The organism is Tenacibaculum retecalamus, from assembly GCF_027941755.1.
Classification (GTDB): domain Bacteria; phylum Bacteroidota; class Bacteroidia; order Flavobacteriales; family Flavobacteriaceae; genus Polaribacter; species Polaribacter haliotis_B.
This window is the reverse complement of sequence record NZ_CP115916.1, coordinates 773,048-797,315: the sequence shown is the minus strand read 5'-3', so window position 1 is coordinate 797,315 and position 24,268 is coordinate 773,048. Positions and strand designations below refer to the sequence as shown.

General features: G+C 32.8%; 30 protein-coding genes, 4 pseudogenes and 1 riboswitch. All 34 genes and pseudogenes read right to left on the bottom strand.

Annotated features, from left to right (window positions below):
• Positions 1 to 2 precede the first annotated feature (2 nt).
• The 34 genes and pseudogenes from moeB to rpsC all read right to left on the bottom strand — a co-directional run bounded on the left by moeB (position 3) and on the right by rpsC (position 24,264).
• Complete coding sequence (moeB, locus tag PG912_RS03920) at positions 3 to 1,058, bottom strand: molybdopterin-synthase adenylyltransferase MoeB (protein ID WP_275688548.1); 1,056 nt, start codon at positions 1,056 to 1,058, stop codon at positions 3 to 5.
• Entirely contained in the window at positions 1,058 to 2,182 is a 1,125-nt protein-coding gene (thiH, locus tag PG912_RS03915; protein ID WP_275688547.1) for a 2-iminoacetate synthase ThiH, read from the bottom strand. The genes moeB and thiH overlap by 1 nt, the downstream gene beginning before the upstream one ends.
• Before the next feature lie 132 nt (positions 2,183 to 2,314).
• Positions 2,315 to 3,085: a thiazole synthase gene (locus PG912_RS03910; RefSeq protein WP_275688546.1), complete on the bottom strand. Its 771-nt coding sequence runs from the start codon at positions 3,083 to 3,085 to the stop codon at positions 2,315 to 2,317.
• 93 nt (positions 3,086 to 3,178) lie between these two features.
• Positions 3,179 to 3,825: pseudogene (thiE, locus tag PG912_RS03905) on the bottom strand (thiamine phosphate synthase).
• Position 3,826: 1 nt separating this feature from the next.
• A complete protein-coding gene (locus tag PG912_RS03900; RefSeq protein ID WP_333780684.1) occupies positions 3,827 to 4,675 on the bottom strand; it encodes a hydroxymethylpyrimidine/phosphomethylpyrimidine kinase in 849 nt (282 codons plus the stop codon).
• A gap of 58 nt (positions 4,676 to 4,733) precedes the next feature.
• Positions 4,734 to 5,330 carry a thiamine phosphate synthase gene (locus PG912_RS03895; protein ID WP_275688545.1) on the bottom strand — a complete coding sequence of 199 codons (597 nt, stop codon included), beginning with the start codon at positions 5,328 to 5,330 and terminating at the stop codon, positions 4,734 to 4,736.
• Positions 5,331 to 5,587: 257 nt separating this feature from the next.
• Positions 5,588 to 7,447, bottom strand: a complete 1,860-nt coding sequence (gene thiC / locus PG912_RS03890; RefSeq protein WP_275688544.1) for a phosphomethylpyrimidine synthase ThiC — start codon at positions 7,445 to 7,447, stop codon at positions 5,588 to 5,590.
• Positions 7,448 to 7,478: 31 nt separating this feature from the next.
• Positions 7,479 to 7,682 (bottom strand): sulfur carrier protein ThiS, encoded by a 204-nt coding sequence (thiS, locus tag PG912_RS03885; protein ID WP_275688543.1) that lies wholly within the window; start codon positions 7,680 to 7,682, stop codon positions 7,479 to 7,481.
• A gap of 48 nt (positions 7,683 to 7,730) precedes the next feature.
• A riboswitch (TPP riboswitch) is annotated at positions 7,731 to 7,825 on the bottom strand.
• Between the two features lie 103 nt (positions 7,826 to 7,928).
• On the bottom strand, positions 7,929 to 8,885 hold the full coding sequence (locus PG912_RS03880; RefSeq protein ID WP_260585034.1) for an arginase: 957 nt from the start codon (positions 8,883 to 8,885) through the stop codon (positions 7,929 to 7,931).
• A gap of 55 nt (positions 8,886 to 8,940) precedes the next feature.
• Positions 8,941 to 10,226 (bottom strand): annotated as a pseudogene (locus tag PG912_RS03875) (citrate synthase).
• 484 nt (positions 10,227 to 10,710) lie between these two features.
• Positions 10,711 to 12,000 (bottom strand): phosphopyruvate hydratase, encoded by a 1,290-nt coding sequence (gene eno / locus PG912_RS03870; protein ID WP_275688542.1) that lies wholly within the window; start codon positions 11,998 to 12,000, stop codon positions 10,711 to 10,713.
• A 125-nt stretch (positions 12,001 to 12,125) separates the two neighbouring features.
• Positions 12,126 to 13,241 (bottom strand): glutamine-hydrolyzing carbamoyl-phosphate synthase small subunit, encoded by a 1,116-nt coding sequence (carA, locus tag PG912_RS03865; RefSeq protein WP_275688541.1) that lies wholly within the window; start codon positions 13,239 to 13,241, stop codon positions 12,126 to 12,128.
• Between the two features lie 98 nt (positions 13,242 to 13,339).
• Positions 13,340 to 13,813 carry a 50S ribosomal protein L17 gene (gene rplQ, locus PG912_RS03860; protein ID WP_218771174.1) on the bottom strand — a complete coding sequence of 158 codons (474 nt, stop codon included), beginning with the start codon at positions 13,811 to 13,813 and terminating at the stop codon, positions 13,340 to 13,342.
• 60 nt (positions 13,814 to 13,873) lie between these two features.
• Entirely contained in the window at positions 13,874 to 14,866 is a 993-nt protein-coding gene (locus tag PG912_RS03855; RefSeq protein ID WP_260585030.1) for a DNA-directed RNA polymerase subunit alpha, read from the bottom strand.
• A 95-nt stretch (positions 14,867 to 14,961) separates the two neighbouring features.
• On the bottom strand, positions 14,962 to 15,567 hold the full coding sequence (gene rpsD, locus PG912_RS03850; RefSeq protein WP_275688540.1) for a 30S ribosomal protein S4: 606 nt from the start codon (positions 15,565 to 15,567) through the stop codon (positions 14,962 to 14,964).
• Positions 15,568 to 15,700: 133 nt separating this feature from the next.
• Positions 15,701 to 16,087, bottom strand: coding sequence for a 30S ribosomal protein S11 (rpsK, locus tag PG912_RS03845; protein WP_028887452.1), 387 nt, complete (start codon positions 16,085 to 16,087; stop codon positions 15,701 to 15,703).
• A gap of 79 nt (positions 16,088 to 16,166) precedes the next feature.
• A complete protein-coding gene (rpsM, locus tag PG912_RS03840; protein WP_218771177.1) occupies positions 16,167 to 16,532 on the bottom strand; it encodes a 30S ribosomal protein S13 in 366 nt (121 codons plus the stop codon).
• A complete protein-coding gene (gene ykgO, locus PG912_RS03835; RefSeq protein ID WP_073316873.1) occupies positions 16,532 to 16,648 on the bottom strand; it encodes a type B 50S ribosomal protein L36 in 117 nt (38 codons plus the stop codon). The genes rpsM and ykgO overlap by 1 nt, the downstream gene beginning before the upstream one ends.
• 12 nt (positions 16,649 to 16,660) lie before the next feature.
• A complete protein-coding gene (infA, locus tag PG912_RS03830) occupies positions 16,661 to 16,876 on the bottom strand; it encodes a translation initiation factor IF-1 (protein WP_104808455.1) in 216 nt (71 codons plus the stop codon).
• 1 nt (position 16,877) lies between these two features.
• Positions 16,878 to 18,198, bottom strand: a pseudogene (secY, locus tag PG912_RS03825) (preprotein translocase subunit SecY).
• Positions 18,199 to 18,210: 12 nt separating this feature from the next.
• Positions 18,211 to 18,660, bottom strand: a complete 450-nt coding sequence (rplO, locus tag PG912_RS03820; protein ID WP_260585026.1) for a 50S ribosomal protein L15 — start codon at positions 18,658 to 18,660, stop codon at positions 18,211 to 18,213.
• Between the two features lie 11 nt (positions 18,661 to 18,671).
• Positions 18,672 to 18,854 carry a 50S ribosomal protein L30 gene (gene rpmD, locus PG912_RS03815; RefSeq protein ID WP_260585025.1) on the bottom strand — a complete coding sequence of 61 codons (183 nt, stop codon included), beginning with the start codon at positions 18,852 to 18,854 and terminating at the stop codon, positions 18,672 to 18,674.
• Positions 18,855 to 18,865: 11 nt separating this feature from the next.
• Positions 18,866 to 19,390, bottom strand: coding sequence for a 30S ribosomal protein S5 (rpsE, locus tag PG912_RS03810; protein ID WP_101903633.1), 525 nt, complete (start codon positions 19,388 to 19,390; stop codon positions 18,866 to 18,868).
• An 8-nt stretch (positions 19,391 to 19,398) separates the two neighbouring features.
• Entirely contained in the window at positions 19,399 to 19,749 is a 351-nt protein-coding gene (gene rplR / locus PG912_RS03805) for a 50S ribosomal protein L18 (protein WP_260585021.1), read from the bottom strand.
• 18 nt (positions 19,750 to 19,767) lie between these two features.
• Positions 19,768 to 20,313 (bottom strand): 50S ribosomal protein L6, encoded by a 546-nt coding sequence (gene rplF, locus PG912_RS03800; protein ID WP_260585020.1) that lies wholly within the window; start codon positions 20,311 to 20,313, stop codon positions 19,768 to 19,770.
• Between the two features lie 12 nt (positions 20,314 to 20,325).
• Entirely contained in the window at positions 20,326 to 20,724 is a 399-nt protein-coding gene (rpsH, locus tag PG912_RS03795) for a 30S ribosomal protein S8 (protein ID WP_260585019.1), read from the bottom strand.
• Positions 20,725 to 21,087: 363 nt separating this feature from the next.
• Entirely contained in the window at positions 21,088 to 21,357 is a 270-nt protein-coding gene (gene rpsN / locus PG912_RS03790) for a 30S ribosomal protein S14 (RefSeq protein ID WP_028887463.1), read from the bottom strand.
• Positions 21,358 to 21,369: 12 nt separating this feature from the next.
• A pseudogene (gene rplE / locus PG912_RS03785) lies at positions 21,370 to 21,915 on the bottom strand (50S ribosomal protein L5); the annotation flags it as partial.
• A gap of 2 nt (positions 21,916 to 21,917) precedes the next feature.
• Complete coding sequence (rplX, locus tag PG912_RS03780; protein WP_260585010.1) at positions 21,918 to 22,226, bottom strand: 50S ribosomal protein L24; 309 nt, start codon at positions 22,224 to 22,226, stop codon at positions 21,918 to 21,920.
• A 12-nt stretch (positions 22,227 to 22,238) separates the two neighbouring features.
• A complete protein-coding gene (rplN, locus tag PG912_RS03775; protein ID WP_275688539.1) occupies positions 22,239 to 22,607 on the bottom strand; it encodes a 50S ribosomal protein L14 in 369 nt (122 codons plus the stop codon).
• A 1-nt stretch (position 22,608) separates the two neighbouring features.
• On the bottom strand, positions 22,609 to 22,866 hold the full coding sequence (gene rpsQ / locus PG912_RS03770) for a 30S ribosomal protein S17 (protein WP_068703444.1): 258 nt from the start codon (positions 22,864 to 22,866) through the stop codon (positions 22,609 to 22,611).
• 18 nt (positions 22,867 to 22,884) lie between these two features.
• On the bottom strand, positions 22,885 to 23,076 hold the full coding sequence (rpmC, locus tag PG912_RS03765; protein ID WP_028887468.1) for a 50S ribosomal protein L29: 192 nt from the start codon (positions 23,074 to 23,076) through the stop codon (positions 22,885 to 22,887).
• A gap of 11 nt (positions 23,077 to 23,087) precedes the next feature.
• The gene (gene rplP / locus PG912_RS03760; RefSeq protein WP_218771188.1) at positions 23,088 to 23,519 is read right to left on the bottom strand and encodes a 50S ribosomal protein L16; all 432 of its coding nucleotides are present in this window, start codon (positions 23,517 to 23,519) and stop codon (positions 23,088 to 23,090) included.
• Positions 23,520 to 23,541: 22 nt separating this feature from the next.
• The gene (gene rpsC, locus PG912_RS03755; RefSeq protein ID WP_260585004.1) at positions 23,542 to 24,264 is read right to left on the bottom strand and encodes a 30S ribosomal protein S3; all 723 of its coding nucleotides are present in this window, start codon (positions 24,262 to 24,264) and stop codon (positions 23,542 to 23,544) included.
• Positions 24,265 to 24,268: the final 4 nt, after the last annotated feature.

Here is a 24,268-nt window from a genome sequence, read left to right as displayed (position 1 = left end):
TTTTAATTCAATCCGTTTTTTAGGTTGATAAAAATAACCTCATCAATTGCCTCTTCTAAAAAGGCGATTGCTTTTTTACTTCTTATTCCCGATTTACAATACACAACGAGAGGTTTATCAAAATTTAACTCTTTAAATCTATTTTGTAATTCTCCTAAAGGAATATGTTGTCCTTTAATATGATGTTGTTGACGCTCCCAATTTTCACGCACATCTAATAAATTATATTTCGGTAAATTCTTTTGAAGCTCATCAAAAGTAATTTCATTTTTCACTGATTTTATTCCGCAGAAAAAATCATAGTCTTTTTCTAATTCTGTAACCGCTGTATCAGCTGATTTCTCAAATTTTAAAATCATTTGACGCATACTTAAAGTATCATACATCAATAATTTATTAGCTAAAACCTCCCCTATTTCGCAAATAATTTTAATCGTTTCATTTGCTTGTAAGCCACCAATAATTCCTGGTAAAACTCCCAAAACGCCAATTTCAGAACAATTTGGAGATTCATCTGGTTTTGGTGGTGTCGGATATAAACATCTGTAAGTTGCGCTACTTTTATAATTAAACACACTAACCTGACCTTCAAACTTAAAAATTGCGCCGTACACCAATGGTTTTTTGGTAATTACAGCGGCATCATTTGTTAAATATCGAGTTGAAAAATTATCACTCCCATCAACAATAACATCATATTTTTCAAACAATGAAATGGCATTTTCGTTTGTTAATTTTTCTTTATATACTTTAAAATTCACAAACGGATTTAACCTCGATAATCGCTTTGCTGCTGTTTCAGCCTTCGACAAACCAATATCATCAATGGTATATAAAATTTGACGCTGCAAATTACTTTGATCAATAATATCGTCATCTATAATTCCGATTGTTCCAACACCTGCTGCTGTTAAATATTGCAATACAGGGCAACCCAATCCGCCAGCTCCAATCACCAAAACTTTTGCTTCCTTTAATTTTAATTGACCTGCTTCTCCTATTTTATCTAAAATAAGATGACGATTATATTGTTTTTGTTCTTCGCTAGTTAAATTCATTATTTTTCTATTGACTCAAAATGCGTCCAATCTTTCCAAACGACTTCTAAACCTTTATCTTTTAACATTTTTACCACTTCCTCTGTACTTCGTTCATCAGAAATTTCAAATTGCTCCAACGATTGTGGTTCTACCGTATAGCCTCCCGGATTCGTTTTAGATTCTGCACTAATTGATGTAGCTCCTAAATTAACAATATTATTCCTAAAAATTTCACTTTCTCTGGTAGACATTGACAACTCTACATCTTCATCAAACAAACGAAAAGCGCAAATTAATTGTACTAAATCGGCATCAGTCATTTCTACCTTTGGTTCTAATCCGCCAGAATGAGGTCGTAACCTTGGAAACGAAATAGAATACTTTGTTTTCCAATATGTTTTCTGTAAATATTTTAAATGCAAGGCTGTAAAAAAACTATCAGCACGCCAATCTTCTAATCCGAATAAAGCACCCAATCCTATTTTATGAATCCCTGCTTTTCCTAATCTATCTGGCGTATCTAAACGGTAATCAAAATTAGATTTTTTCCCCTTAGGATGATGTTTCTTATATTCATCTCTATGATACGTTTCTTGGTAAACTAATACAGCGTACAATCCTGCTTCAATTAAAGATTCATATTCATCCTGATCTAAAGGTTGCACCTCAATCGTAATATTTGAAAATTGTGAACGAATTAATTCGATTGCATTTTTTATATAAGCAACACCAACTGTTCTATTCGCTTCACCTGTAACTAACAAAATATGATCGTACCCTTTTTCTTTTAAAAAAGCCACTTCCTTTAAAATTTCAGTATCAGTTAAAGTACGTCTGGGTATTTTATTCGTCATACTAAAACCACAATATGTACAGATATTCTGGCATTCATTACTTAAATACATTGGTGCATACATTTGTATGGTATTTCCAAATCGTTTTTTAGTAAGTAAACTACTCTTCTGTGCCATTTGCTCGATGTACGGCCTTGCTGCTGGAGATATTAATGCCTTAAAATCTTCTAAATCGAGTTTATCTTTTGATAAAGCAAGCTCTACCTGAACAGTAGTTTTATGAAAGATACTTTTTAAGGTATCATCCCAATTATAAGTGTCGAATATTGTATTAAATGTATTATCCATTTTTTCTATTGTCAGTTCGAGTAATTTTAATAAGTGAAACGAATTAAAATATATCGAGAACCTAATTTATAATATTTCTCGACACCAATCATTTTCATTCGTTTTCAATAAACCTACTCGAAGTGATGTTTTTTAATTTAAAAACGATGTTAACGGGCTACTTGCTTCTGCTTCTTGTCTTATCGGTGCTAGTTTTGCTTCATACGCCATTCTACCAGCTTCTACCGCCATTTTAAATGCTTTTGCCATTGCTACTGGATTTTGAGATACTGCAATAGCAGTATTTACCAATACAGCATCGGCTCCTAACTCCATTGCATAAGCTGCATGAGATGGTGCTCCGATACCTGCATCTACAATTACAGGAACATTAGATTGTTCTATAATTATTTCTAAAAAATCTTGTGTTTTTAATCCTTTATTACTTCCTATTGGCGCACCTAATGGCATTACACATTGTATTCCTACCTCTTCTAATCGCTTACATAAAACAGGGTCGGCATGAATATAAGGCATTACTACAAATCCTAATTTCACCAATTCTTCTGCCGCTTTTAAAGTTTCAATAGGATCGGGTAATAAGTATCTAGGATCGGGATGTATTTCTAATTTCACCCAATTAGTTTCCAATGCTTCTCTTGATAATTCTGCGGCAAACACAGCTTCTTTTGCTGTTCGAACACCCGATGTATTGGGTAATAAATTAATTCTTGAATGATTTAAATGTGTTAAAATATCATCTTCTTTATTTTGAACATCTACTCTTTTTAAAGCTACAGTTATTAATTCACTTTCTGAAACTAGGAGTGCTTCTTTCATTAAAATTGAAGAACTAAATTTTCCTGTTCCTGTAAATAAACGCGATGTAAATTCTTTATCTGCTATTTTTAATATATTATTCATCTTATTTCTTGTTAGGTTGATCGTAGTCGAGTCTTTTTAAATAATTTATGAAGCTAAAAAACCTTTCGACTGCGCTCGAGGAGACACACAAAACTACTTGTCATCCATTTTGTATACTTGCTCTTGCATACTTGGTGTATTTAAAATTTTATGAAAAACAGGAATACTAGTAAAGTCTTTTGTTATTACGCCTGATGCGGCTACACCGTAAACCTTTGTTTTTAAAACATCTGTAACATTATCTAAAGTAATACCTCCGATAGCTATTATTGGCGTTTCTGTTTGTAATTCTTTAACAATCTGCTGGTATCCTTCAACTCCTAAAACTGGACTTAAATTCTTTTTAGTTTCAGTAAATTGAAAAGGCCTAAACCAATATAATCAACTTTCTTTTCTAGTAATTTTTTACAATCTTCTAAAGTATTGGCTGTTCCCCCAACTGAATAGAATTTACCTAAATAAGCACGTACTTTTAACGGACAAGCATCACTTTTCCCTAAATGAACTCCATCTGCATTTACCTCTTTAGCTACTTTATAGTAATCGTTTATAATTAAACGGGTTTGAAAGTGCCCTGTTATTTCTCTTGCTTTTTTTGCCGTTTCTAAAATCGTTTTAGGATCAAAACCTTTTAATCGTAATTGTACCCATTCGGCTCCAGATGCACAAGCGTTTTGAATATTATCTAAATGTTCTTGTGCTGTTTTACCTTGTGTTATATAATGTAATTTACTTATCATTTTATTTATAATTATGGGTTCCTAAAAGTGATTCGTTTGAATTTAAAAATTGTTCGGTATACCTTTTTGTATTTTTACAAGCATCTTCTAAAGAAAATTCTAAAGCTAAATTAGCTGCCAATGTTGATGATAAAACACATCCACTACCATGTTTCTCAAAAACGGTATCGGATATAGGCGGAATATTCATTTTTACTATTTTACTATAGTATACTTCATCCCATCCTTTTTTATCTGTTCTATGACCTCCTTTTAAATAAACATTTGTTGTTTCTGAAATAAAGGCTATAGTTTCTTCTATATCCTTATCAGGAAATAACGCTTTTATTTCGTTGTAATTTGGTGTTATAAAATCACAATTATCTAATACTTGTTCGAGTGTTTTTAAATTTTGATTTGTATGAAATTCAAATCCTGCACTTGCTTTTAAAATTGGATCTACTACAATTTGTATTGTTGGATTTAATTTTCTCAACGTTTGAATTACAGCTAACAAAACATTCCAAGATTGAATAATTCCTATTTTTACTACTGAGATAGGAAAACGTTCAAACAATGTTTCAATTTGTGCTATAATTATTTGCTCATCTATCCAAACACAATTTTTAAAATCAACATCATTTTGAACAGTAACCGCAGTACATACCGACAATCCGTATAAACCATGTGCCTCAAATGTTTTAATATCTGAAGTAATTCCTGCTCCGCTTGACGGATCTAAACCTGCAATGGTTAGTATATAATTTTTAGTATTCAAATTATTTTTATTTAGTTCTAGACTGCGTTTAAACTGATAATTACATTTTAATTTTCTGAATAACTTAGTTTTAGAAACATATTCTCTATACATTTTTATTCCGTTATCACTTCATAAAACACTCGAACTGACAGCTAGAATTTTCTTTTAATCAAACTAAGGAATCAAACTTATCTTTTATCTTCTTAAAACTCTCTACAGGATTTTCTGTATTCCAAACACCTCCTAATACTCCAATACCCTTATATCCTAATTGCATGGTTTCAGTTATCGTTTCTACATTAACTCCCCCCATCCCAACAATTGATTTATCAATATTTGTTACATTAAAACCTCTTCCTTCATATCCTTCTTTTGAAATAGATGAAAAAACTGGACTTAATAAATGATAATCAAATTCGATATCGCAAGCGGCTAATTCTTCTGGTTCATGAAAAGAACTACTCATTGTTTTTCCTAACATATTTAATCCTATAAAATATCGACTTCCGTTTTCTAAAGCATCTCGTCTTTTTTGTTCTTGAAAATGGATTCCTTTTAAATTGAATTCATTTGTTAATTCATGAAAATAATGAACAACTATTTTAGTGTGATGTTTCTCTGATATTTGATTTAAATAAGATACATGTTCTTCATAACTCTTAAATGGTTTTCTAAGATGATAATATGCTAATCCTGCTTCAAATAATTGGTGTAGAATTACAATTTCGTTTTCTACATCTTTTTCTGGGGCAATAAGTACAATCATATTAGTTTGATTTTAATAGCTATTAATTTTATACAAAAATAATCTAATTTATTATTGAAATGCTAGATTACTTCGTCGTTTCCTCCTCGTAATAACAGGTGTTTTTTTAGGTTAGGGGTTGTAGTGGCATCCTTTTGCTGTCTGTTCGAGTGAATTTATGTAGTAAAACGAAATAAATTTATATCGAGAACAAGCAAAAGATATAACGGAAAGCCCGACTACGCCTTTTTTCAAGGCGTAGGAACTTCCTTATTATTTTACAAATATACTTCTGATCCTTTTTCTTTAAATTCTTTCGATTTTTCTTCCATTCCTTTGGCAAAAACTTCTGTTCCTTCTACTTTATTTACCGCAGCAAAGTCTCGTACTTCTTGTGAAATTTTCATTGAACAAAATTTTGGACCACACATAGAACAAAAGTGTGCAATTTTAGCACCAGCAGCAGGCAAAGTTTCATCATGATATTCACGTGCGCGTTCTGGATCTAATCCTAAATTAAACTGATCTTCCCATCGAAACTCAAAACGTGCCATACTTAAAGCATCATCTCTATGCTGAGAACCTGGGTGTCCTTTTGCTAAATCGGCAGCATGGGCTGCTAACTTATAAGTTATAACTCCTACTCGTACATCTTCTTTATTTGGTAAACCTAAATGTTCTTTTGGCGTTACATAACATAACATTGCGCATCCGTACCAACCAATCATAGCGGCACCAATTCCTGATGTTATATGATCATAACCAGGTGCAATATCAGTTGTTAAAGGCACTAAAGTATAAAAAGGAGCTTCGTCGCAAAGTTCTATTTGCTTCTCCATATTTTCTTTAATCATGTGCATTGGTACATGCCCTGGCTCTTCAATAAAACACTGTACTTCGTGCTTACGTGCTATTTGTGTTAATTCTCCTAAGGTTTCTAATTCTGCAAATTGTGCTTCATCATTAGCATCGGCTACAGAACCTGGACGTAACCCATCACCTAATGAAAAGGCAACATCATACTGTTTTAATATTTCGCAAATGTCTTCGAAGTGTGTATACAAAAAACTTTCTTTATGATGTGCTAAACACCATTTTGCCATAATTGACCCTCCACGAGATACAATTCCTGTAACACGTTTTGCTGTCATTGGTACGTAACGTAACAAAACTCCTGCATGAATAGTAAAGTAATCTACTCCTTGCTCGGCTTGTTCTATTAACGTGTCACGAAAAATTTCCCATGTTAAATCTTCTGCAACTCCGTTTACTTTTTCTAATGCTTGATAAATTGGCACTGTTCCTACTGGTACTGGTGAGTTACGAATAATCCATTCGCGGGTTTCATGAATATTTTCTCCTGTAGATAAATCCATAATATTATCTGCTCCCCAACGGCAAGCCCATACAGCTTTTTCTACTTCTTCTTCAATTGATGATGTTACGGCAGAGTTACCAATATTTGCATTTATTTTCACTAAGAAATTTCTTCCTAAAATCATAGGTTCAGCTTCTGGGTGATTTATGTTTGATGGTATGATTGCTCGACCTCTAGCTACTTCTGATCGCACAAATTCTGGAGTAATTTTATCTGGAATATTAGCTCCAAAATGTTCTCCTTTGTGTTGTTTTCTTATTTCGGTCATTTCATCTATTCGCTGATTTTCACGAATAGCAATATATTCCATTTCTGGAGTAATGATTCCTTTTTTAGCGTAATGTAATTGTGTTACGTTTTGTCCTTTTTTAGCTCTTAAAGGATTTTTTAATAACTTAAAACGCATATGATCTAAACTAGCATCGTTTAAGCGTTCGTTACAGTATTCTGAAGAAAACTCAGTTAACTGCTCAACATCACCACGGTCTTTAATCCAAGATTCACGAATTCTTTCAATTCCACTATGCACGTCTATTTCTTTAGTAGGATCAGTATAAGGCCCTGAAGTATCATAAACTGTTACAGGTTCGTTTGGCGTTTTCTTTTTTGTCATAGAATCAACCGTGTCACTTAACGAAATTTCACGCATTGCTACTTTAATTTGCGGGTGAATTTTTCCGTTTACATAAATCTTCTTAGAATTCGGAAATGGTTTTCTTGTAATTCCGTTTTGCTTTGGTGCTGTGTCTTTGTTCTTCATTTGATAAAATAGTTTGCTTTTAAAATAAAAATCATCCTCCTTGAGTAGATCTTATAATTAAAATATCATCATTATTTTGAAGTAACTTTAAAGACCAATCTGTTCTTTTTACCACAGTACTATTTATAGCAATAGCAATTCCGTTTGTTTGAATTTTTAAATATTCAACAAACTCTTGTAATGTTTGGTTTTCTAAAACTTGATGGTCTTTTTGGTTTACTTTTATAGTAATCATATTTATATAATATTACTGTAAACCGAATGGTAGTAACTCGATATAATTTTATCGAAGATAACTTTTCCCTACGCTGGTATTAACCAAATCAGGTTCTAAGGATTTTTCTCAAACTAATTTAATAGCTACTCCTAAAGTTTACGAGACAAATGTATTCTTATTTTTTAAAAAACAGCTATTTTGTAATAAAAAAAAGCATCCAAATATATATTTGTATGCTTTTACCTATTTATAATAGTCTATTACTTATAATGCTTGAATAGTTTTAGCAACTTCTTCTAAGACTTTAAAAGCTGTTTCCGCCATTTTATTTCCTTTTAAATCTAACAATGGATTTACTTCTACAAATTCTACACAAGCTACTTTTTTACTAGCTAGTAAACCGTTTATAATTTTAACAATTTCTTTATCGTCAAAACCTTTAGGAACTGGTGTTCCTGTACCGTAAGAAATCATATCACAATCCATCGCATCAACGTCAAAAGACACATAAATGATGTCACAATCAGATAACTTTTCTAAAGCTTCGTTTACACAAACTTCTAATCCGCGATAGCGAACTTCGGCAACCATATAGTTTTTAATACCATATTTTTCCATTTGCTTTTCTTCTGGTTCCTCAGTATCTCTAACTCCGAAAAAGACAATATCTTCTGGTAAAGCTTTTTGCCCTGGCATCCCGATGTTTTTCATTCGATCCCATATTTCAGTAGTATCTCTATCTACATCGTTTATCTGACAATCTAAATTGTCGTCTGAAATAACGGCTCCTAATGGCATTCCGTGAATGTTTCCTGAAGGAGATGTATACGGCGTGTGCAAATCTCCATGCGCATCAATCCAAACTACTCCAACTCTTTTATTTGGATTCGCTGCCTTAACTCCACTTATTGTTCCTAAAGCTGAAGAATGATCTCCAGAAAGAACTATTGGAAATTTACCTTCTTGTAAATTTACTTTTACGTGGTTACTTAATCTTTTACATTGATTAAAAACACTGTTTATTTGCTTACCAAACGAATTGTTTTTTTTGTTGTAAACCGATTCATTTTCTGTAATTACATCTTCATAATCAAAACGATTAAAAAAATCGTTGTTTTGATTAATAGCAGCAATTTCAATAGCATCTACTCCCATATCTGATCCGCGTGTTCCTGCTCCAATATCAGACCTGTTTTTGATAATTTTAATTTCTTTCATCATCAATTATATTTAATAAAAAATGCCATCTAAATTTTAAATGGCATTTTTTGTTAGTTTATCTTTTATTAACGTCTACAAATTCCCTATGGTTTTCACCTACATAAACTTGACGAGGACGCCCAATTGGTTCTTTGTTTTCTCTCATTTCTTTCCATTGAGCAATCCAACCTGGTAAACGACCTAAAGCAAACATTACTGTAAACATTTCTACAGGAATTCCCATTGCGCGGTAAATAATACCAGAATAGAAATCTACATTTGGATATAATTTTCTATCAACAAAATAAGGATCATTTAATGCTTCTTGCTCTAATCCTTTAGCGATTTCTAAAATAGGGTCTTTAACGCCTAAATCTTCTAATACTTCTTTGGCAGCTACTTTAATAATAGTTGCTCTTGGGTCAAAATTCTTATAAACACGGTGTCCGAATCCCATTAAACGGAAAGGATCGTTTTTATCTTTTGCTTTTGTCATGTACTTTTTAGTATCACCACCATCTTCTTTAATAGCTTCAAGCATTTCTAATACTGCTTGATTTGCTCCACCATGTAATGGCCCCAAAGTGCAGAAATCCCTGCAGAAAGAGAAGCAAATAAACCTGCATGAGAAGAACCTACAATTCTTACTGTTGATGTTGAACAGTTTTGTTCGTGATCAGCGTGTAAGATTAATAATTTATCTAAAGCGTTTTTTATAATTGGGTTTATGGTGTAATCTTCATTAGGCTGCTCAAACATCATTTTCATAATGTTTTCTACATATCCTAATTTTTTAGAACCATAGTTTAATGGTAATCCTTGTTTTTTACGCATTGCCCAAGCAACTAATACTGGAAACTTTGCTAAAATTTTAACGATTGCATTGTACATTTCTTCTTCAGAATCTACATTTACTGAAGAAGGATTAAATGCTATCAATGCACTTGTTAATGATGATAAAACTCCCATCGGGTGGGCATTCTTAGGAAAAGCTTCGATGATTTTTTTGATATCTTCATCTACAATTGCTTTTTCTCTAATATCGTTATGGAATTTTTCTAACTGATCTTTGTTAGGTAATTCGCCAAAAATTAATAAATAAGCAACTTCTAAAAAATCTGCTTTTTCTGCTAATTCTTCAATAGAATATCCTCTATATCTTAAAACTCCTTCCTCTCCATTCAAAAATGTAATAGCACTTTTACAAGAACCTGTATTCTTATATCCTGGATCAATAGTAATAACCCCCTCGGTTGCACCTCTTAACGTTTTAATGTCAATCGCTTTCTCTTTTTCTGTTCCTTCTATTATAGGGAACTCATACGTCTTATCACCAATTTGTAGTTTTGCTATATCTGCCATTTTTATCTCTTGAATTTTATGATTGAAGTGAATTGCGAAGATACCATTTTTTGTAGTATTTTAAAAATAGGTTTTGATAGATTTTTAATATCTGAAAATAGATATATTTTATTGTTAATTACATAAAAAAAAACCAAAAAACGTCTATTTGTGTGGTTTTTGTAGTTTACATTTTGATTATCGATAATTAATAATAACTCACTCTACGTTAAGCGAAACTTGTTTAAAACCATTGCTATAAAATATTATTTATAATAACGATGTGATTCTGAAGTGAATTCAGAATTACGCATTACTAAGTTAGGCTATAATTCAAACTAAAAACCTATCTATAGATACCTCTCCATACTTTTTAGTATTTTCTTCTTATGCATTAATCACTGTTATTGTTAGCTGTAAAATAATTGATTTTTGATTTCTGTAAAAGCAAAAACCTTGCCATCTAGGCAAGGTTTTTATATTGATTAAAATCGTAAATTTTAAATTACTTTATTTTGAAAGCTTTTTCTTGCGGATAATAAGCAACATCATCCAATTCTTCTTCAATACGTAAAAGTTGATTGTATTTTGCCATACGATCAGAACGAGAAGTCGATCCAGTTTTTATTTGTCCACAGTTTAAAGCTACTGCTAAATCGGCAATAGTATTGTCTTCTGTTTCACCAGATCTGTGACTCATAACTGAAGTATAACCTGCGTTATGCGCCATATTAACTGCAGCAATAGTTTCCGTTAACGTTCCTATTTGGTTTACTTTAATTAAAATTGAATTTGCAATTCCGTTTTCAATTCCTCTAGATAAACGCTCTACGTTGGTTACAAATAAATCGTCTCCAACTAACTGCACTTTATCACCGCAAATTTCAGTTAAATATTTCCATCCTTCCCAGTCATTTTCATCCATTCCATCTTCAATAGAAATAATAGGATATTTTTCTGCCAATTCTGCTAAATAATCAGCTTGTTCTTTACTAGAACGCACTTTTCCTTTTGCACCTTCAAACTTTGTATAATCATATTTTCCATCAACAAAAAATTCGGCAGCAGCGCAATCTAAAGCGATCATTACTTCTTCTCCAAATTTATATCCAGCATTTTTAGTTGCCAATGCAATTGTTTCAATAGCATCTTCAGTACCATCTAAAGTTGGTGCAAAACCTCCTTCATCTCCTACAGCTGTTGATAAATTACGATCGTGTAAAACCTTTTTTAAATTATGAAATATTTCAGAACCAACTTGCATTGCTTCTGTAAAGTTTTTTGCCTTTACTGGCATTACCATAAATTCTTGAAATGCAATTGGTGCATCAGAATGTGAACCTCCGTTAATGATATTCATCATCGGTACTGGTAAGGTGTTTGCTGATACTCCACCAACATATCTATATAAAGGTAAACCTAACTCATTTGCTGCTGCTTTTGCTGTAGCTAAAGAAACTCCTAAAATAGCATTTGCGCCTAATACCGATTTATTAGCTGTACCGTCTAAATCAATCATAATTTGATCAATCATATTTTGTTCAAAAACAGAAACGCCTAATAATTCTTGCGCAATTAAAGTATTTACATTTTTAACCGCATTTAATACGCCTTTACCCATATAATCTTTTCCGCCGTCACGTAACTCAACAGCTTCATGTTCTCCAGTAGAAGCTCCTGAAGGAACTGCTGCTCTTCCCATAACTCCGTTTTCTGTAGTTACATCTACTTCTACAGTTGGATTACCTCTTGAATCAAAAATTTGACGTGCGTGAATGTTGATTATAATACTCATAGTTGTTTATTTTTAATATAGAATCCCGTGAATTTAAACTCACGGGAATACTAATTTATATAGTTGCTAATTTACTAATTGTGGTTGATTTAGTAATGTTTATCAATAATTAATTACGAAAACGATTACGCTTTAACTCTTGCTTTTTTGATGTTTTCTATAAACTCATCAAATAGATATTCTGCATCGTGCGATCCAGGACTTGCTTCTGGATGATACTGAACAGAAAATACATTTTTAGATTTCATTCTAATACCTGCTACTGTATGATCGTTTAAGTGAACGTGTGAAATTTCAACATCTGCATGCGCTTCAGTTTCTTCACGATTAATAGCAAACCCATGATTCTGAGAAGTAATTTCTCCTTTTCCTGTAATTAAATTCTTAACAGGATGGTTGATTCCTCTATGACCATTGTGCATTTTATACGTAGAAATTCCGTTTGCCAATGCAATAACTTGGTGTCCTAAACAGATACCAAATAATGGTAAATTTCTTTTAATGATTTCTTTTGCGGTATTTTGAGCGTCAACTAAAGGTTCTGGATCACCAGGACCATTTGATATAAAATAACCATCAGGATTAAAATCACTCATTTGCTCGAAAGTAGCATTGTAAGGATATACCTTTATGTAGGCTCCTCTTTTTACTAAGTTTCTTAAAATATTCTTTTTAATACCGATATCTAAGGCAGATACTTTAATTGCCGCATTTTCATCTCCTATAAAATAAGGCTCTTTAGTTGATACTTTAGATGCTAGTTCTAGGCCTTCCATATTTGGAGTCGCTGCTAGTTCTTTTTTAAGAGCTTCAATATTATCAACTTCAGTAGAAATAATAGCATTCATTGCTCCATTATCTCTAATATAAGCAACTAATGCACGCGTATCAACATCAGAAATTGCTACTAAATTATGTTCTTTGAACCAGTCGAATAAATTTCCGTCAGAATCTGCACGAGAATGTGTAAAACTAAAATTACGACAAATTAATCCTGATATTTTAATGCCTTCAGACTCTACTTCCTCTTTATTTACTCCATAATTACCAATATGCGCGTTGGTAGTTACCATTAATTGTCCGAAATAAGAAGGATCAGTAAATACTTCTTGATAACCAGTCATACCGGTATTAAAACAAATTTCTCCTGTTGAAGTTCCTTCTATTCCAATAGACTTACCGTAGAAAATGGTTCCGTCTGCTAAAAGAACTAATGCTTTTTTACGTTGTTGATATTTCATTTAGTGTGTGTTGTGTAGTTTGTTTGCAAAAATATATAAAAAAAGGGATAAACATTAAATGTTTATCCCTTTGATATAAAATATAAAAATTTTCATTTTTATTCTTCTTCTTGTGAAGTTTGAGTCTCAACTGCTGCATCAGTAGTTTTAGCTCCACCACGACGGCTACGACGAGTGTTTTTCTTAGCTTTATTTCCTTTCGGGTTGTATAATTCGTTGTAATCAACTAATTCTACCATTGCCATAGGAGCATTATCTCCCTGACGGTTTCCTAACTTGATAATACGAACATAACCTCCTGGTCTATCAGCTATTTTCACAGAAATTTCCTTAAATAATTCCGTTACTGCATCTTTACTACGTAAATAGCTAAATACTGTACGGCGATTATGAGTAGTATCTGTTTTAGACTTCGTAATTATAGGCTCGATAAACGTACGAAAAGCTTTCGCTTTAGCAACTGTAGTGTTTATACGTTTGTGTTCAATTAAAGAACAACCCATATTTGCTAACATCGCCTTTCTATGCGCTGTTTGTCTTCCTAAATGATTAAATTTCTTTCCGTGTCTCATGACATTTGGTTTTGGCTTTCATCTTGCTACAACCCATTCTGGGGAGCAAAATATGAAAGGTTAATCTCTATCTAATTTGTATTTGCTTAAGTCCATTCCAAAATTAAGGCTCTTATTTGCCACTAACTCATCTAATTCAGTTAATGATTTTTTACCGAAATTTCTAAATTTCATTAAATCGCTTTTGTTGAATGATACTAAATCTCCTAAAGTATCAACTTCTGCAGCTTTTAAACAGTTTAAAGCACGAACTGATAAATCCATATCAACTAATTTCGTCTTTAATAACTGACGCATATGTAATGATTCCTCATCATATGTTTCAGTTTGAGCAATTTCATCTGCCTCTAAAGTGATACGCTCATCAGAGAATAACATAAAGTGATGGATTAAAATTTTAGCTGCTTCTGTTAAGGCATCCTTAGGGTTGATAGAACCGTCAGTATCGATATCGAAAACTAACTTTTCGTAATCTGTCTTTTGCTCTACACGAAAATTTTCAACAGCATACTTTACATTCTTTATAGGAGTGTAAATAGAATCTGTAAAAATTGTTCCTAAAGGTGCACCTGCTCTTTTATTTTCTTCTGCTGGTACGAAACCTCTACCTTTTTCGATAGTGATTTCAGCATTAAAACTTACAGATTTATCTAAGTTACATAATACTAAATCTGGATTTAATACTTGAAAACCTGAGGTAAATTTCTGTAAATCTCCTGCAGTCAATTGTTCTTGACCTGATACTGATATAGATACTGTTTCTCTATCAGTCTCTTCAATTTGTTTCTTAAAACGAACTTGTTTTAAGTTTAAGATGATTTCTGTTACATCTTCTACAACTCCTTGAATTGTTGAGAACTCATGGTCTACACCGTCAACACGTAATGATGTAATTGCAAACCCTTCTAATGAAGATAATAATACTCTTCTTAAAGCGTTTCCTACTGTTAATCCAAAACCTGGTTCAAGAGGTCTGAACTCAAATCTACCTGTAAAATCAGTAGATTCAATCATTATTACTTTATCAGGCTTCTGAAAATTTAAAATTGCCATTGTATCTTCTTTTTAATTGTTATTTAGTTGCGCGGTTTATTAGTTCGAAGATGTACATACAAACCCTTTGGCTAAATACCAATATGAATAATTTATTATTTAGAATATAATTCTACGATTAACTGTTCCTTAATATTTTCAGGAATTTGTAATCTCTCTGGTGCTTTAATAAAAGTTCCAGATTTTAAATCAGAGTTCCAGCTTAACCATTCGTAAACGTTACTGTTTGATGCTAAAGCATCTTCAATAGCTATTAATGATTTAGATTTTTCTCTTACTGCAACAACATCACCAGCTTGCACACTGTAAGAAGGAATATTTACTATTTCTCCGTTTACAGTAATGTGACGGTGAGATACTAATTGACGTGCTCCACTACGAGAGTTTGCAACACCTAATCTGTATACTACGTTGTCTAAACGAGATTCACATAATTGTAATAAAACCTCACCAGTAACACCTCCAGCAGCTTGAGCGCTTTTGAATAAGTTACGGAATTGACGCTCTAAAATACCATACATGTATTTCGCTTTTTGCTTCTCCATTAACTGAGTTGCATATTCAGATTTCTTACCTCTTCTTCTTGCATTTCCATGCTGTCCTGGAGGGTAATTTCTCTTTTCGAAGTTTTTATCATCTCCGAAAATTGCCTCGCCAAACTTACGAGCAATTTTAGTTTTTGATCCTGTATATCTTGCCATTTCTTATTGTTTTAGCAGGGGTTATGAATTAAGGCTTACTCCTTCGATAACCTAGTTCCTACTTTAGTTAAAATATTTTTTTCCGCGCACAAAAGTACACAAAATAAAAATATAAGTTGAAAATTAATTCAACTTATACTCTTCTTCTTTTAGGTGGACGACATCCGTTATGAGGAATAGGTGTAACATCAATGATTTCAGTTACTTCAATTCCAGCATTGTGGATAGATCTGATTGCAGATTCTCTACCGTTACCAGGTCCTTTAACATACACTTTTACTTTACGTAAACCTGCTTCTTTTGCTACGTTAGCACAATCTTCTGCGGCTAATTGAGCTGCATACGGAGTGTTCTTTTTAGAACCTCTGAAACCCATTTTACCTGCAGATGACCAAGAAATAACGTCACCTTTTTTGTTTGTTAAAGAAATAATAATGTTGTTGAATGATGCAGTAACGTGAGCTTCACCTACTGATTCTATTACAACTTTACGTTTTTTTGTTATTTTAGACTTTGCCATGATTATTATAGTTTTAGTAATTTAGTTTTCTAACATTATAGTTTTACAACTACTATTAGATCTTTATTACTTATCTAACTTATTTTTTCTTGTTAGCTACAGTTTTTCTCTTACCTTTTCTAGTACGAGAGTTATTCTTAGTTCTTTGACCTCTTAAAGGTAAACCTAATCTGTGACGAATACCTCTTTGACATCCGATGTCCATTAAACGTTTGATGCTTAATTGAACTTCTGAACGTAATTCACCTTCAATAGTAAATGTTCCTGCTTGCTCACGAATCGCTGCAATTTGATCATCAGTCCAATCTTGAACTTTGATACTCTCGTCTACTTTTGCAGTTGCTAAAATTTCTTTAGATCTGCTGTTCCCTATACCAAAGATGTAAGTTAAAGCGATAACACCTCTTTTATTCTTTGGAATATCAATACCTGCTATTCTTGCCATTACCCTTGTCTTTGTTTAAATCTAGGATTCTTTTTGTTAATTACATATAATCTGCCCTTTCTACGTACAATCTTGCACTCGGCGCTTCTTTTCTTTAATGATGCTCTTACTTTCATCAGTGTGTGTTTTTAGTATCTGTAAGTAATTCTTGCCTTTGATAAATCATATGGACTCATTTCTAACTTTACCTTATCTCCTGGTAATAATTTGATATAATGCATACGCATTTTACCTGAAATGTGCGCCGTAACAACATGGCCGTTCTCTAATTCTACACGGAACATTGCATTAGATAATGCTTCTGTAATTGTTCCATCTTGTTGAATTGCTGATTGCTTAGCCATATTATTTTAATGATTTTCTGTTACTGTTACCTGTTTTCATTAAACCATCGTAACGACTGTTTAATAAATACGAGTTAATTTGCTGAATAGTATCTATTGCTACTCCTACCATAATGATTAAAGAGGTACCTCCAAAAAACATTGCCCAGTTTTGAGTAACTCCAAACTTTACAATTATTGCAGGCAAAATAGATAAAGCTGCTAAGAATAAAGACCCTGGAAAAGTTATCTTAGATAACACAGCGTCTAAATAATTTGCAGTCTCTTCTCCTGGTTTATATCCTGGAACGAAACCATTGCTTCTCTTTAAGTCTTCAGCCATTTTATTAGTTGGGATAGTAATCGCCGTATAAAAATAACTAAAGATAATAATTAAGATAGCAAATATAACGTTATACCATAACCCGAAATTATCAGTTAAGCTATTTAATGCTGGAAATTTTTGACCTAAAGCTACTGGTAAAAACATAATAGCTTGTGCAAAAATAATTGGCATTACCCCAGATGCATTCAATTTTAAAGGAATGTACTGGCGAGCTCCATCAACATCTTTAATATCAGTAACTGCTGTACGACGTGCATACTGTACTGCTACTTTACGTACTGCTGTAACTAATAATACGGTTAACAAAATTACTACAAACCAAACTATTAATTCGATTAAAATCATCATAACACCTCCTGCTCCTGCTGAATTCTTAGAAACAATTTCTTGAATAAAAGCAGCGGGGAAGTTAGCGATAATACCTACAGTAATTAATAATGAAATTCCATTACCAACTCCTTTGTCTGTAATACGCTCTCCTAACCACATTGCAAAAATTGTTCCTGCAGTTAAAAGGATTATTGATGACACCCAAAATGTTGCTCCTGTTACTAAAAATGCTTCAGAGTCCTAATCCCATTTGGTTTTGAATAATTCCAATATAGGTTGGTGCTTGAAACAAAGTAATAGCAATTGTAAGCCATCTTGTTATTTGCGTAATTTTCTTACGTCCACTTTCTCCATCTTTTTGTAATTTTTGTAAATATGGTACCGCAATACCCATTAACTGAACTACAATAGATGCAGAAATATAAGGCATTATACCTAGTGCCATTACTGACGCTCTAGCAAATGCTCCTCCTGTAAATGCGTTTAATAAACCTAAAAGTCCACTAGAAGTACTGTCTTGTAAAGCTGATAACTGAGTTGGGTCAATTCCAGGTAATGGAACTGCCGCCATAAAACGGTATACAGCAATTAAACCTAAAGTTAAAAGTAATTTCTCCTTTAACTCTTCTATCTTCCAAATGTCTTTTAATGTATTTATAAAATTCATCATTTACAATTCTTATAATGTAACTACTTCACCACCGGCAGCTTCAATAGCCGCTTTTGCTGTTGCAGTAAATTTATGTACAGTTATGTTTAATTTAGCTTTTAACTCACCACCACCTAGTATTTTTACTAAATCGTTTTTACGAGCTAAACGGTTTTCTACTAAAACCTCTAAAGTAACTGTATCTGTAATTTTTCCGTTTTCTACTAATCCTTGTAACTTATCTAAATTAACACCAACATACTCTTTACGATTAATGTTTGTGAAACCAAATTTAGGTACACGTCTTTGAAGTGGCATTTGTCCTCCTTCAAATCCTATTTTACGAGAATAACCAGAACGAGACTTCTGACCATTATGACCTCTTGTAGAGGTACCTCCGTGTCCAGAACCTTCTCCACGAGCGATTCTTTTACCGCTCTTTGTCGATCCTACTGCAGGTTTTAAGTTGTGTAAACTCATCTTATATTGTCTTATTTAATTTCTTCTACAGAAACTAAGTGTGAAACTGTTTTTACCATACCTAAAATAGATGCTGTTGCATTGTGTTCTACAGTATGATTCATTTTACGTAAACCTAACGCCTTTAAGGTTAATTTTTGACTTTTAAGGCGACCAATTTTACTTCTTACTTGTGTAACTTTAATTTTACTCATCGTCTTAAATTTTAACCGTTAAAAACTTTCTCTAAAGAAATACCTCTTTGCTTAGCAATAGTTGCAGCATTACGTAATTGTAATAAAGCATCAAAAGTTGCTTTTACAACATTGTGAGGGTTTGATGATCCCTGAGACTTTGATAATACGTCTTTAACACCAACTGATTCCAATACTGAACGTACTGCACCACCGGCGATAACTCCCGTACCATGTGAGGCTGGCTTGATAAATACTTTCGCACCACCAAATTTACCTTTTTGTTCGTGAGGTAAAGTTCCATCTAAAAGAGGAATTCTTACTAAACTCTTCTTAGCGTCTTCTATTGCCTTAGCAATTGCAGAAGCAACATCTTTAGATTTTCCTAATCCATGACCTACAACTCCGTTACCATCTCCAACTATTACAATTGCAGAGAAACCAAATGCTCTACCACCTTTAGTTACTTTGGTAACACGCTGTACACCTACTAATTTATCTACAAGCTCTAATCCGCTTGGTTTTACTCTTTCTACGTTTTTATATCCTAACATAATATAATTTCTTAAAATTTTAAACCAGCTTCTCTAGCAGCTTCTGCTAATACTTTAATTCTACCGTGATATAAAAACCCATTTCTATCGAAAGAAATAGTTTCAACACCTTTACCAGCAGCTTTTTCAGCAATTGCTTTACCTACTGCAGTAGCAGCTTCTGTTTTAGAACCAGATGTAATTTCTTTATCTCTTGATGATGCAGATGCTAATGTTACACCAGCAACGTCATCAATTAATTGAGCATAGATTTCTTTGTTACTTCTAAAAACTGATAACCTAGGTTTAGCAGCTGTTCCTGTAACGATTTTTCTAATTCTATACTTAATTCGTTGTCTTCTTTCAAGCTTTGATAATGCCATAATAATTTCTCTTATTTATTATGCAGATTTACCTGCTTTTCTTCTTAATACTTCTCCTACAAACTTAATTCCTTTTCCTTTATATGGCTCTGGAGCACGGAAAGAACGAATTTTAGCTGCAACTTGACCAACTAATTGCTTATCAAATGAAGATAATTTAATGATTGGATTTTTACCTTTTTCAGATATTGTTTCAACCTTAACTTCTTTTGCTAAATTTAAAACAATGTTATGAGAAAAACCTAAAGCTAAATCTAATTTTTGCCCTTGGTTAGATGCTCTATAACCTACACCTACTAATTCTAATTCCTTAGTATAACCATTAGAAACACCTTCAATCATGTTACTGATTAAAGCACGATATAAACCGTGTGCTGCTCTATGATCTTTACTATCTGATGTTCTTTCAACTGTTAAAACACCATCTTCAATTTTTGCAGTAATTTCAGATTTTAACTCTTGAGTTAATTCTCCTAATTTACCTTTTACTGTAACCACATTTCCGTCTACTTTAACTTCAACACCTTGTGGTAATGCGATTGGATTTTTTCCTATTCTACTCATCGTACAAAGTGATTAATAAACGTAACATAATACTTCACCACCAACGTTTTCTTGTTTAGCTTTTTTGTTTGTCATTACACCTCTAGATGTAGAAACAATAGCAATACCTAAACCGTTTAATACTCTTGGCATCTCTTTCGAGCCAACGTACTTACGTAAACCTGGTGTTGAAATTCTTTGAATTTTTCTGATTACTGATTCTTTCGTATCACGATCATATTTTAAAGCTATCTTGATTGTTCCCTGAACTTTATCGTCATTGAACTGGTAGCTTAAAACATAACCTTGATCGAACAAAATTTTCGTCATTTCCTTCTTCAATTTTGAAGCAGGAATCTCGACTACTCGGTGATTTGCTGCGATAGCATTTCTAACTCGAGTAAGAAAATCCGCGATTGGATCTGTATACATAATTAATTAAATTTCGGTTTTGGTATTCAATAAACGCTATTTACAGTATGAAAATCAGCAATTATCAAACCTGAAACCAGTTAATATTCATTTTTTGTTTTTTAAGTAAATCTCATAAGCATTATACTTTTTAGTAGTATTTACTTACAAGGCATAATTTACCCTATAAAAACAGAATGCAAATATACATAAATTTATTAGAAATCCATCATTTTAAAGTCTTATCATTTTGAGTCTTAATTTATTGACTAATATGCTGAGATTAAAGTTTAATAAACTACTATAAATTCACTTTTTAAAACATAAAAAAAAGCATATCACAAAATTGCGATATGCTTTTTAAAATTATAATAAAAGGGCTGTTTACCAGCTCGCTTTTTTAACACCTGGAATTAATCCTTGGTTAGCCATTTCACGAAAAGTAACACGTGAAACTCCGAACTGACGCATATATCCTTTAGGACGTCCCGTTAACTTACAACGGTTATGCATTCTTACCGGAGAAGCATTTTTTGGTAACTTCTGTAATGCTTCATAATCTCCAGCTTCTTTTAAAGCTTTTCTTTTTTCAGCATATTTAGCAACCGTTTTAGCTCTTTTGCGCTCACGCGCTTTCATTGATTCTTTAGCCATGTCTCTTAGTTCTTTTTTAAATGGTAAACCTAATTCTCCTAATAATGATTTAGCTTCTTTATCAGTGTTTGCAGATGTTACAAAAGTAATATCCATACCACTAATCTTTTTTACTTGATCAATATTAATTTCAGGGTAAATGATTTGTTCAGTAATTCCTAAATTGTAATTACCTCTACCATCAAAACCATTCGCTTTGATTCCGTTAAAATCTCTTACACGTGGTAAAGAAGCGGTAACCAATCTATCTAAAAATTCGTACATTTTAACTCCTCTTAACGTAACTTTTGCACCAATTGGCATACCCTTACGTAATTTAAAGTTTGCAACATCTTTCTTAGATATCGTTGAAACTGCTTTTTGACCTGTAATTGTAGTTAACTCATCAATAGCGTATTCAATTAATTTCTTATCTGCTATAGCTGCACCAACACCTTTACTTACAACAATCTTTTGTAATTTAGGTACTTGCATTACATTACTATAACCGAATTCTTCAGTAAGAGCACTTATAACCCTGCTCTTGTACTCTTCTTTTAATCTTGGTACGTAACTCATTGTTATATTGCTTTATCTGATTTTTTTGAAAATCTAACTTTCTTATCTCCTTCTACTTTATAACCAACTTTTACAGCTTCACCGTTTTCGATTAACGCTAAGTTTGATATATGTAAAGAAGCTTCTTTTTTTACAATTCCTCCTTGAGGACTAGCAGCACTTGGCTTAGTGTGTTTAGACACCATATTAACACCTTCTACTAACACTCTGTCCTTATCTCTAAGGATTTGTAAAACTTTCCCTTCCGATCCTTTGTGATCTCCTGCTAATACTCTAACAGTATCTCCTGATTTAATTTTGAACTTCTTCATCTTAATGTCGATTTAAAGCACTTCAGGTGCTAATGATACTATCTTCATAAATTGCTTATCACGTAATTCACGGGCAACAGGATCAAATACACGAGTTCCTCTCATTTCCTCTGTAGGATTTAAAAGTACACAAGCATTATCATCAAATCTGATGTATGATCCGTCTTTACGTCTAATTTCCTTTTTAGTACGAACAACAACTGCGCGAGATACTTGACCTTTTTTAACACTTCCGTTTGGAGATGTAGACTTTACAGTTACTACAATTTTATCTCCAACGCTAGCGTAACGCTTTCTTGTTCCTCCTAAAACTCTTATCACTAAAACTTCTTTTGCTCCAGTGTTATCTGCGACTCTTAATCTTGATTCTGTCTGTAACATATTATTTAGCTCTTTCTAAGATTTCTACTAATCTCCAACGTTTAGATTTACTCATAGGACGTGTTTCCATTATCCTAACTGTATCTCCTTCGTTGCAGTCGTTATTCTCGTCATGTGCAACGTACTTTTTCGTCTTTAATACGAATTTACCATACATTGGGTGCTTGGTTCTTTTTACCTCATTAACAACAATAGATTTCTCCATTTTGCTACTAGATACTACACCTATTCTCTCTTTTCTAAGATTTCTTTTTTCCATCTTTAAAACTGACTAGAATTATTGTAATTCTCTTTTAGTTAACTCTGTAGCAATTCTTGCTACAGTTTTTCTTAAGCTTTTAATCTGCATTGGGTTTTCCAATGGAGTTATGGCGTGAGCCATCTTAAGATCCGTATAATTTTTCTTTAACGTCACTAACCTTCCTTGTAAGTCGGTAGTGGTTAATTCTTTAATTTCTGATTGTTTCATTGTATATAGAATTAAGCGTTAAAATCAAAATCTCTTGCAATAACAAACTTCGTTTTCACTGGAAGTTTCTGTGCAGCTAAACGTAAAGCTTCTTTTGCCACATCCATTGGTACTCCACCAATTTCAAACAAAATTCTACCTGGTTTAATAACTGACACAAAATGGTCAGGAGCACCTTTACCTTTACCCATACGTACTTCTAATGGCTTCTTAGTAATAGGCTTGTCTGGAAATATCTTAATCCAAAGCTGTCCTTCTCTCTTCATGTGACGAGTTGCCGCAATACGAGCTGCCTCTATTTGGCGAGAGGTAAGTAAATTCTGATCTAATGATTTGATACCAAACATTCCGTTAGAAAGTTGAGCACCTCTACCAGAGTTACCTTTCATATTTCCTTTCGCCTTCTGTACCTTACGGTATTTTACTCTTTTTGGCTGTAACATTTTTAATTTCTAATTTTAAAAATTATTTTCTTCTGCGAGGTTGTTGACGTTTGTTTCCACCACCTTTATTAGCACCACCTTTTTGTTTAGATAATCCTACTAATGGAGATAATTCACGTTTTCCATAAACCTCACCTTTCATGATCCATACCTTAATACCTAATCTTCCGTATTGTGTATGTGCCTCAACAAGTGCGTAATCAATGTCTGCTCTAAAAGTAGAAAGAGGAATTCTTCCTTCTTTATAATGCTCAGAACGTGCCATTTCTGCTCCATTTAAACGACCAGAAATTTGGACTTTAATCCCTTCTGAATTCATTCTCATTGCTGCAGTAATAGCCATTTTAGTAGCACGCTTGTAAGAAATTCTATTTTCAATTTGACGAGCAATACTAGCTGCTACTAATTTAGCATCTAATTCTGGACGCTTAATTTCAAAAATGTTAATTTGAACTTCTTTTCCTGTAATTTTCTTAAGTTCTTCTTTTAACTTGTCTACCTCTTGACCTCCTTTACCAATAATGATACCTGGACGTGCAGTAGTGATAGTAACGGTTACAAGTTTAAGCGTACGCTCAATAATTACTCTTGATACACTTGCTTTAAATAATCTAGCATTAATATACTTTCTTATTTTGTCATCTTCAGCTAATTTATCTCCGTAGTCATTTCCACCATACCAGTTAGATTCCCATCCTCTGATAATTCCTAAACGATTTCCTATTGGATTTGTTTTTTGTCCCATTTCT

Bases quoted from the DNA above. Each gene is read 5' to 3' on its own strand.
- moeB (WP_275688548.1), bottom strand. From the start codon at position 1,058: ATGAATTTAACTAGCGAAGAACAAAAACAATATAATCGTCATCTTATT.
- thiH (WP_275688547.1), bottom strand. From the start codon at position 2,182: ATGGATAATACATTTAATACAATATTCGACACTTATAATTGGGATGAT.
- PG912_RS03910 (WP_275688546.1), bottom strand. From the start codon at position 3,085: ATGAATAATATATTAAAAATAGCAGATAAAGAATTTACATCGCGTTTA.
- PG912_RS03900 (WP_333780684.1), bottom strand. From the start codon at position 4,675: ATGTATAGAGAATATGTTTCTAAAACTAAGTTATTCAGAAAATTAAAA.
- PG912_RS03895 (WP_275688545.1), bottom strand. From the start codon at position 5,330: ATGATTGTACTTATTGCCCCAGAAAAAGATGTAGAAAACGAAATTGTA.
- thiC (WP_275688544.1), bottom strand. From the start codon at position 7,447: ATGAAGAACAAAGACACAGCACCAAAGCAAAACGGAATTACAAGAAAA.
- thiS (WP_275688543.1), bottom strand. From the start codon at position 7,682: ATGATTACTATAAAAGTAAACCAAAAAGACCATCAAGTTTTAGAAAAC.
- PG912_RS03880 (WP_260585034.1), bottom strand. From the start codon at position 8,885: ATGATGAAAGAAATTAAAATTATCAAAAACAGGTCTGATATTGGAGCA.
- eno (WP_275688542.1), bottom strand. From the start codon at position 12,000: ATGAGTATTATAATCAACATTCACGCACGTCAAATTTTTGATTCAAGA.
- carA (WP_275688541.1), bottom strand. From the start codon at position 13,241: ATGAAATATCAACAACGTAAAAAAGCATTAGTTCTTTTAGCAGACGGA.
- rplQ (WP_218771174.1), bottom strand. From the start codon at position 13,813: ATGAGACACGGAAAGAAATTTAATCATTTAGGAAGACAAACAGCGCAT.
- PG912_RS03855 (WP_260585030.1), bottom strand. From the start codon at position 14,866: ATGGCAATTTTAAATTTTCAGAAGCCTGATAAAGTAATAATGATTGAA.
- rpsD (WP_275688540.1), bottom strand. From the start codon at position 15,567: ATGGCAAGATATACAGGATCAAAAACTAAAATTGCTCGTAAGTTTGGC.
- rpsK (WP_028887452.1), bottom strand. From the start codon at position 16,087: ATGGCAAAGTCTAAAATAACAAAAAAACGTAAAGTTGTAATAGAATCA.
- rpsM (WP_218771177.1), bottom strand. From the start codon at position 16,532: ATGGCAAGAATAGCAGGTATTGATATTCCAAAGAATAAAAGAGGTGTT.
- ykgO (WP_073316873.1), bottom strand. From the start codon at position 16,648: ATGAAAGTAAGAGCATCATTAAAGAAAAGAAGCGCCGAGTGCAAGATT.
- infA (WP_104808455.1), bottom strand. From the start codon at position 16,876: ATGGCTAAGCAATCAGCAATTCAACAAGATGGAACAATTACAGAAGCA.
- rplO (WP_260585026.1), bottom strand. From the start codon at position 18,660: ATGAGTTTACACAACTTAAAACCTGCAGTAGGATCGACAAAGAGCGGT.
- rpmD (WP_260585025.1), bottom strand. From the start codon at position 18,854: ATGAGTAAAATTAAAGTTACACAAGTAAGAAGTAAAATTGGTCGCCTT.
- rplR (WP_260585021.1), bottom strand. From the start codon at position 19,749: ATGGCATTATCAAAGCTTGAAAGAAGACAACGAATTAAGTATAGAATT.
- rplF (WP_260585020.1), bottom strand. From the start codon at position 20,313: ATGAGTAGAATAGGAAAAAATCCAATCGCATTACCACAAGGTGTTGAA.
- rpsH (WP_260585019.1), bottom strand. From the start codon at position 20,724: ATGTATACAGATCCAATCGCGGATTTTCTTACTCGAGTTAGAAATGCT.
- rpsN (WP_028887463.1), bottom strand. From the start codon at position 21,357: ATGGCTAAAGAATCAATGAAAGCGCGTGAGCGCAAAAGAGCTAAAACG.
- rplX (WP_260585010.1), bottom strand. From the start codon at position 22,226: ATGAAGAAGTTCAAAATTAAATCAGGAGATACTGTTAGAGTATTAGCA.
- rplN (WP_275688539.1), bottom strand. From the start codon at position 22,607: ATGTTACAGACAGAATCAAGATTAAGAGTCGCAGATAACACTGGAGCA.
- rpsQ (WP_068703444.1), bottom strand. From the start codon at position 22,866: ATGGAAAAAAGAAATCTTAGAAAAGAGAGAATAGGTGTAGTATCTAGT.
- rpmC (WP_028887468.1), bottom strand. From the start codon at position 23,076: ATGAAACAATCAGAAATTAAAGAATTAACCACTACCGACTTACAAGGA.
- rplP (WP_218771188.1), bottom strand. From the start codon at position 23,519: ATGTTACAGCCAAAAAGAGTAAAATACCGTAAGGTACAGAAGGCGAAA.
- rpsC (WP_260585004.1), bottom strand. From the start codon at position 24,264: ATGGGACAAAAAACAAATCCAATAGGAAATCGTTTAGGAATTATCAGA.